Raw genomic sequence first — 1,442 nt, forward strand, 5'->3', positions numbered from 1 at the left:
CGACGAGACTCACGAAAAATGCCCGCGAAACGCCCTCGGTGCCTCATCTAGGAGTGCCCGTGAACCGGTGATTCTCGGCGGGTATGAGGAGTGGGTTGTCGTTGGCGGCGCGGGTTGAGATCACCAGTCGTTATGCGCGGCTGTATGTGGGTGCTTCAAAGAAGGTCAAGGGTGAGTTGCTCGATGAGGTGGTCTCGGTGACGGGCTGGTCGCGTGACAACGCGCGGCGGCGGTTGGTGGCGGCGTCGAAGACGCGGCCGGGCAGGGGCCGGGAGGTCGTGCCGCGGGTACGGAAGCGCCGGTCCTCGAAGTACTCCTATGACGCGTTGATGGTTCTCCAGCGGGTCTGGGCGGCCAGTGGCGGTCAGTGTGGGAAGTATTTGGCCGAGTCGATGTCGCTTCAGCTCGATGGGCTTGAGCGGCACCGCGAGCTGGTTTTCGGCCGGGACCGGTACAGCCGTGAGGTTCGTGAGGAACTGGTGGCGATGTCGGCAGCGACCATTGATCGGTATCTGAAACCGGTGCGTGAGACGGACCCGATGCGGGGGATCGCGACGACAACGCCGTCGCCGTTGTTGAGGTCCTCGATCAAGATCCGCAAGGCCGGCGATGAGGTCGAGGATGAGCCGGGGTTCTTCGAGGGGGACACCGTGGCGCACTGCGGGCCGACGTTGCGTGGGGAGTTCGCGCGGTCGTTGAATCTGACCGATGTCCGCACGGGGTGGGTATGGACACGCTCGGTGCCCAACAACGCTCACGCCAACATCTTGAGCGGGTTGCAGGCAGCGGTAGCCGAGATCCCGTTCGCGGTGACCGGGCTCGACTTCGACAACGGCACCGAGTTCCTCAACCACGCCGTGATCAAGTGGGCTGGGGAGTTGGGGATCTACTTCACTCGTTCGCGGCCGTACAAGAAGAACGACCAGGCCACCATCGAGTCGAAGAACAACCACCTGGTGCGGAGGTATGGCTTCTACTACCGCTATGACACTCCTGAGGAGGTGCGGGAGCTGAACCGGCTGTGGCGACTGGTCGATGACCGGCTCAACTTTCTGACTCCGACGAAGAAGCCGGTGGAGTGGGGCAGTGACCGTAACGGTCGACGTAAACGGATCTATGACAAGCCCGCCACGCCACTGGCTCGGCTCTTGAAGGCAGGGGTTCTCGCCCAGGGTCAGCAGGCCGAGCTGCTTGCCTATCGCGACAGCCTCAACCCTGCCGGGATCGGCCGCCAGATCGCCGCGGTCCAGGCCCGTCTTCGAGACCTGGCTGCCGAGAAGACGGACACACTCCACACCCGAGCCACCAGCGTCTTGGCCCACCGCCGCAAAGGTGGCATCTGGATCCAGGGCGTCGATGCCGTCGGCTAGATCCTCGCGGGCATTCCTAACTGAGGCACCGACCACCTTTCGCGGGCATCTTGACATGAGGCACTACGGGAC

The 1,442-nt window shown here is 63.7% G+C and carries 1 protein-coding gene; it reads left to right on the forward strand.

What is annotated here, in order from left to right:
* Window positions 1-101 precede the first annotated feature (101 nt).
* Window positions 102-1,370 carry a DDE-type integrase/transposase/recombinase gene (locus ABT304_RS30820; RefSeq protein ID WP_350721240.1) on the forward strand — a complete coding sequence of 423 codons (1,269 nt, stop codon included), beginning with the start codon at window positions 102-104 and terminating at the stop codon, window positions 1,368-1,370.
* The last annotated feature ends 72 nt before the right edge of the window (window positions 1,371-1,442 follow it).

It is taken from the genome of Nocardioides sp. NPDC000445, assembly GCF_040300245.1.
GTDB lineage: Bacteria > Actinomycetota > Actinomycetes > Propionibacteriales > Nocardioidaceae > Nocardioides.